Origin of the sequence: Pseudomonas sp. K5002 (assembly GCF_013386655.1) — a bacterium.
Taxonomy (GTDB): Bacteria; Pseudomonadota; Gammaproteobacteria; order Pseudomonadales; family Pseudomonadaceae; genus Aquipseudomonas.
In genome coordinates this window covers 1-6165 of the sequence record NZ_JACARK010000148.1, presented here as the reverse complement: position 1 = coordinate 6165, position 6165 = coordinate 1, and the positions used below count along the sequence as shown (strand labels likewise).

The 6165-nt window shown below is 61.8% G+C and carries 7 protein-coding genes; 5 read left to right on the top strand and 2 right to left on the bottom strand.

The window, feature by feature from the left end; translation table 11 throughout:
- From HX846_RS08500 to HX846_RS08490, 3 genes are all read left to right on the top strand, one after another.
- A partial coding sequence (locus tag HX846_RS08500; RefSeq protein WP_178965246.1) for a cytochrome c5 family protein occupies positions 1–219 on the top strand: 219 nt, incomplete at its 5' end.
- A 77-nt stretch (positions 220–296) separates the two neighbouring features.
- Positions 297–1625 (top strand): D-arabinono-1,4-lactone oxidase, encoded by a 1329-nt coding sequence (locus HX846_RS08495; RefSeq protein ID WP_178965247.1) that lies wholly within the window; start codon positions 297–299, stop codon positions 1623–1625.
- A gap of 59 nt (positions 1626–1684) precedes the next feature.
- Positions 1685–2893, top strand: a complete 1209-nt coding sequence (locus HX846_RS08490; protein WP_177035641.1) for a DSD1 family PLP-dependent enzyme — start codon at positions 1685–1687, stop codon at positions 2891–2893.
- 127 nt (positions 2894–3020) lie between these two features.
- Here HX846_RS08490 and HX846_RS08485 read toward each other — a convergent pair whose 3' ends face one another.
- Positions 3021–3962 carry a transporter gene (locus HX846_RS08485; RefSeq protein WP_003219185.1) on the bottom strand — a complete coding sequence of 314 codons (942 nt, stop codon included), beginning with the start codon at positions 3960–3962 and terminating at the stop codon, positions 3021–3023.
- A gap of 203 nt (positions 3963–4165) precedes the next feature.
- Here HX846_RS08485 and HX846_RS08480 point away from each other — a divergent pair, with 203 nt between their 5' ends.
- Positions 4166–5203, top strand: coding sequence for an AraC family transcriptional regulator (locus HX846_RS08480; protein ID WP_008430730.1), 1038 nt, complete (start codon positions 4166–4168; stop codon positions 5201–5203).
- 111 nt (positions 5204–5314) lie between these two features.
- Positions 5315–5752 (top strand): carboxymuconolactone decarboxylase family protein, encoded by a 438-nt coding sequence (locus HX846_RS08475; RefSeq protein WP_003219182.1) that lies wholly within the window; start codon positions 5315–5317, stop codon positions 5750–5752.
- A gap of 198 nt (positions 5753–5950) precedes the next feature.
- Here HX846_RS08475 and HX846_RS08470 read toward each other — a convergent pair.
- On the bottom strand, positions 5951–6165 hold a 215-nt coding region (locus HX846_RS08470), incomplete at its 5' end, for a helix-turn-helix domain-containing protein (protein ID WP_178965245.1).

The following is a 6165-nucleotide window of genomic DNA, read 5'->3' as shown; positions in this document are numbered from 1 at the left end:
ACCAGTTGCAAGCTGTGCCACGCCAACCCGGCCTCCGGTGCGCCGCTGACCGGTGACGGCCCGGCCTGGAGCCCGCGCATCGCCCAGGGCCCGGACACCCTGCTGGACCACACCATCAATGGCTACAACGGCATGCCCCCGATGGGCCTGTGCGTGCAGTGCTCCGAAGAGCAATTCCTGGCGCTGATCAGCTTTATGTCGGGTCAACACATCCAATAAGAATAACGGGGTAGGCGATGGGGCTTTCACGGCGAGAATTATTGCAGCGCGGCGCGGTAGCCGGCGCGTTCATGGCATTGACCAGTAACCCGGTGCTGGCCCAGCTGGCCCGGGCACCGCGGCTGATTCCCTGGCGCAATTGGTCGGGGGCGCAAACCTGTCTGCCCCTGGCGCGGCTGGCGCCGAAGAACGTTGATGAACTGGTGCAGGTCATCGGCCAGGCACCGGGCAAGGTGCGGCCGGTGGGCTCGGGCCATTCGTTCAGTGCCCTGGTGCCCACCGACGGCACGTTGCTGTCCCTGAGTTACTTCAATGGCCTGCTGGATCACGACCCGCAAACCGTGCAGGCCACCTTCGCCGCCGGCACGCCGATGTCGCGCATGGGCCAGGCCTTGAAAGACGTCGGGCAGGCGCTGCCGAACATGGCGGATATCGACTACCAGACCCTGGCCGGGGCGATCTCCACTTCCACTCATGGCACCGGCGTGGGCTTCACCTCATATTCCGGTTGCGTCACCGGCCTGCAACTGGTGACCGCCCAGGGTGAGGTGCTGGAATGCGACGCCAAGCGCCACCCCGAGGTGTTCAGTGCCGCCCGGGTGTCCCTCGGCGCCCTCGGCGTGGCCACCCAGGTCCGCCTGCAAAACCGCGCACCGTACCGTCTGCGGGAGCGCCAGTGGATCGCCAAGACTGAAGAACTGCTGGAGGACGTGGCAAAGAACACCCGGGAAAACCAGCACTGGGAAATGCTCGTGGTGACTCATTCCGACTACGCCCTGTCCATCGCCCTGAACGAAACCACCGACCCCGAAACCCCGCCCATCGACCCGGCCGAGGCAGGCGGCAACGAGTTTGTGTCGATCATCGAGAAACTCGACAAATACGGCAGCGATTTCCCCGAGGCCCGGCGTACCTTGCTCAACAGCCTGCGCTTTTTTGCCAGCTTCGATGACCGCGTGGCCGAGTCGTTCCAGTTGTACGCCAACGTGCGCAACGTGCGTTTCAACGAGATGGAATATTCGGTGCCCGCCGAGCACGGACCGGCATGCCTGCGGGAAATCCTCAAGCTGATCAACGACAAGGACCTGCGCACCTGGTTTCCCATCGAGTACCGCTACGTCAAGGCCGATGACATTCCGCTGAGCATGTTCGAGGGCCGCGACAGCTGTTCGATTTCCGTGCACCAGCACTACACCATGGACCACCACAACTTCTTCGCCGCCGTAGAACCGATCTTCTGGAAATACGCCGGTCGCCCGCACTGGGGCAAGTTGCACACCCTCAATGCGCGCACTTTGCAGCCGCTGTATCCGCGCTGGGAGGAATTTACCCGAGTGCGCCGCGAGCTGGACCCCAGCGGCAAATTCCTCAATGCGCACCTGTCGTCTATTCTGGGAGTGGCCTGATGAACCGCAGACATTTCATGCTCGGCACCGGCGTGTTGCTGGTGGGTGGTGCCATCTTGCTGAGGCCGGGCGACCGCGGCAGCCCTTACACCGAGTATTTCCGCAGCCTCAACCAGCAACTCAAGGCCCATGGGCCGATGCGCCCGGTGATGCTGATCGACCTCGATCGCCTGGACCACAACATCGACGTGGTGATGCAGTCAGTGCAGCGCGGCGGCAAACACCTGCGGCTGGTGGAGAAATCCCTGCCGTCGCCGGGGCTGCTGGCGTACATCGCCAAGCGAGCCGGTACCCAGCGCCTGATGTCGTTTCATCAGCCATTTCTGAATCACGACGCCCAGGTCTTTCCCGATGCGGACATCCTGCTGGGCAAGCCGTTGCCGGTGCGTTCTGCCGAGCTGTTTTACCAAACCCACAAGGGCCCGTTCGACCCGTCCCGCCAGCTGCAATGGCTGCTGGACACGCCCGAGCGCCTGCAACAATACCTGGCGCTGGCCCAGGGATTGGGCACGAAACTACGGGTCAATATCGAGCTGGATGTGGGCCTGCATCGCGGCGGCATCAGCGACAACGCGGTGCTGGGGCAGATGCTGACGATGATCAGCGCGCATCCGCAGCAGCTGGAATTCAGCGGGTTCATGGGCTACGACCCGTTCGTGGGCATGGGCGTGCCGGGGATTCTCGGCTCGCCCCAGGACCTGTTCGACAAAGTCATGCAGCGCTACAACGGCTATGTGGATTACACCCGCCAGCACTTTGCGCCGCTGTGGCGCGACGGGCTGACGTTGAATACGGCAGGCAGCCCGAGCTATCGCATTCACGAGCAGGAGAAGCTCAGCAGCGAGGTGTCGGTGGGCACGGCGTTGCTCAAGCCGACGCACTATGACTTGCCGTCGCTGAGCGAGCATGTGCCGGCGGCCTATATCGCAACGCCCGTGTTGAAAAGCACCGGGCCGGTGGACATTCCGGCGCTGGACGGCAAGTCGCGGTTGTTCTCGTGGTGGGATGCGAATCAGCGCGCCACGTTCTTTATTTATGGGGGCAACTGGATGGCGGAGTTTGAATCGCCCAGGGGCTTGCAGAGCAATGACCTGTACGGGCGCAGCTCCAATCAGGAGATGGTCAATGGTTCGCCCAAGGTGGGGCTGAACGTGGAAGACCAAGTGTTTCTGCGTCCGACCCAGAGTGAGTTTGTGCTGCTGCAGTTCGGCGATTTGCTGGCAGTACGGGGCGGGAAAATCGTCGATACCTGGCCGGTCTACACCTGACAACGCCGTCCCACTGTAGGAGCGAGCTTGCTCGCGAAAAACCCAAGGACGACGCGTTCATCCAGACGGCCCGCGTTATCGTTGACGTTTTTCGCGAGCAAGCTCGCTCCTACAGTTTTTGCCGGGTTTACAGGGCAAACGGAATCGTCAACTTCGCCCACAACATGTCGCCTTCCGGCCGGTTCTGCACATCAAACTCCTTGGCCCAGCGCACCTCGGCACTCGCATACTTGAGGAAGGTGAAATACACCGCCGGACCGATCGCAAACACCTGGCCCTTGACCCCGTCATCCACATCTTCGCCATAGATGTTCACCACGGTATGCCCGTATTGCTTATCGTCGGTGGTCTGCTTGAGGTAGTAGCCGTTGAGCCCAAGGCTGAGGTTATCCGTCACCTTGTAGCTGGCCGAGTAGTCGAAGTGAAAAATCTGCCCCGAACGGTAATGGGTGTCGGGGTTTTCCTTGTTGAAGCTGTAGGTGGTCTTGATCGACAGCTCAGTGCGCTCGTTGGGCATCCAGGTCGCCGACACCAACGGTTTGTAGGTGTAGAAATTGTTGCTGGTATTGGCCAGGCGCGTGGCGTCGTATTCGCCGGTGGGCAGGGTGATTTCCAGGGCGGTGCCCACTGTCAGGTTCTTGCCCAGGTCCCAGAGGATGATCGGCGCCACGGTGGTGTCGCCCATGCTTTCCCGGGTGTCGGACATGCCGAACAGCGACACCTGTTGCTTCAGGTACGGCTGGGCGATGTAGCCGCCCAGGCGCCCGCCGAATACCCGCAACGGGCTGAGGTAATCCAGGCGCGGGATGATCGCGTCGGACTTGATCTTCACGTCCGGCACCTTGCCACCCAACGAGCTGATATCGAGCTTCCTGGCTTCGTAATGGTTGTAATAGATGTTGAAGGCGAACATGTGGTCGGGCAGGTTGTTGACGTCCAGCGGCAGGATGTAGAAGCCATCGGTGCCGGGGCCGATGTTGTCGACGCCGCCTTCGGTGGCCAGGGCCGGCAGGCTGATGAGGGTCAACAGGGCGAGTTGCACGGGGTAAAACGCACGGGTCGTGTTCATGTCTGGGCTCATTATTATTATCAGGACGACGCTGCCTATAGAAATAAGCCCTCGGCGCCCGGCGGGGCAGGGTATTGGCGGCCACATAGGGGGACTTTGGCGGACAGCTTTCATCCAGAGTGCAGCAGTTCTTGCAAGAGCCTATGATTGTCAGGATGTTTCCAAAACAAGAACTGAAGCACTCAGTCGGGAATCGAAGATCCATGCAAAGGAAAGCCGTTGATCCGCACTATGATCTGGCCCTGGTCTCGCCATTTCTGTTGCAAACCCTCGGCCAAGTGGTCGCGCAAAAAGGCGCGAGCGCCGAGCACCTGTGCCGTGGCCTGGGATTCACCCTGGCCGACCTGGACGACCCGGCCCAGCGCATTTCCTATCGCCAGGCGGTAGCGATGATCCAGCGTGCACTCAAGGTGTTGCCCGACCAGGGGCTGGGCCTGTGGGTAGGCCATCAGAACGTACTCGGCACCCTGGGCCTGCTCGGCCATGTGATTTCACTGTGCAAGACGTTGCGCGATGCGTTTGCCATCGGGGAACGTCATCAGCACACCTCCGGCGGTATCGCCACCTCGCGCACCCATGAAGGTCCCCAGGAAGTTTTCGTCGATATCGAATGCCTGCTGCCGTATGCCGAGGTGCAGGTGTTTGCCGCCGAGGAGTTCTTCGCCAGCCTGATGGTGTATGGCCGCGCCCTGGTGGGCGAGGGCTTCATGCCGCTGCGGGTCGAATTTATCCACGCCGCGCCCAGCTATGTCGCTGACTATCACCAGCTGTTGGGTGCGGATGTGCGTTTTGGCTGCCTGCATAACCGCATGGTCCTGGCCAGCCACTGGCTGGATGTGCGGCTGCCCAATCACCATGCCCTGGCCTTGCGCCAGGCCCTGGAACTGCTGGAACTGGAAAGCGCGCAACTGCATCAGAAAATGGATTTGATCCAGGCGGTGGAGCGCGCGATTTCCCGGGATTTGCAGGGCAGCCAGCTGGAAAAGGTCGCCAGTGACTTGAACATGAGCGGGCGTACCTTGCGCCGGCGCCTGACCGAGCATGGGCTGACGTTCGAGGGCTTGCTGGAACAGGTGCGCAGGGCAAGGACCATGGGCTTGCTGAGCAACCCGGGGTTGTCCATCGAACGGATCACCGAGGAAGTTGGCTACAGCGATGTGCGCAGTTTTCGGCGGGCGTTCAAGCGCTGGACCGGGCTGAGCCCCAGTGCGTTTCGCGGTGAAGGCGCAGGGCCGGGGTGATCGTCAGGATTGGCCCCATTGGCTACCTGATCTTTCCCCGGATTGGCTATTTGTCCAATGCCCCCTCGTCACTACTCTAGACACCAATCCCCACTGTTCTGGAGTATCACCATGCAAGCTCGTACCGACTTCTACACCGCTTCCCCGGATGCCATGAAAGCCATGCTGGCCCTGGAGGCTGCCGTCGGCAAACTGTCCATCGAACTGCCGCTGCTGGAGCTGGTGCGCCTGCGTGTGTCGCAGATCAACGGCTGCGCCTTCTGCCTCGACATGCACACCGCCGACGCCCGCAAGGGGGGCGAGACCGAGCGCCGCCTGTACACCGTGTCGGCCTGGCGTGAAACGCCGTTCTTCACCCCCCGTGAACGCGCCGCGCTGGCCTGGGCCGAAAGCCTGACCCTGCTGAGCCAGACCCACGCACCGGATGCAGACTTCACCGAACTGGCCGCCCACTTCAGCCCGCAAGAGCAAGTCGACCTGAGCGTGGCGATCGCCACCATCAACAGCTGGAACCGTCTGGCGGTGGGTTTTCGCAAGATGCCTAAATAACCCGACAAGACGCCGGGATGACTGATCGTTCCCGCGCTCTGCGTGGGAATGCCGCCCCGGACGCTCTGCGTCCAGCGGGCGATGCAAGGCTCAAGTCTTGCGTACGGGTGACGCGGAGCGTCACGGGATGCATTCCCACGCAGAGCGAGGGAACGATCAATGAAGCCGATCTACCACCGGGTTACAGCCAGTCGGCATTCACTTGAAGTAACCCCGTGGCGTGGCGCCGGTCATGGCCTTGAAGAAGGCGATCAGCGCACTGTCACTGGCAAAGCCCAACTCAAAGGCGCAGTACCCGAGACTGCGCCCGGTGGCGAGCAGCTCGATGGCGCGCATCAGGCGCCACTGCTGGCGCCATTGCTGATAGCCCATGCCGGTTTCCCGCAGGAAGATCCGGCCGATGGTTTTGCCGC

What these genes read in the sequence shown, in the direction of transcription:
- HX846_RS08480 (WP_008430730.1), top strand. Translation starts at nt 4,166, where the DNA reads ATGCAAAGGAAAGCCGTTGATCCGCACTATGATCTGGCCCTGGTCTCG.
- HX846_RS08475 (WP_003219182.1), top strand. Translation starts at nt 5,315, where the DNA reads ATGCAAGCTCGTACCGACTTCTACACCGCTTCCCCGGATGCCATGAAA.
- HX846_RS08485 (WP_003219185.1), bottom strand. Translation starts at nt 3,962, where the DNA reads ATGAACACGACCCGTGCGTTTTACCCCGTGCAACTCGCCCTGTTGACC.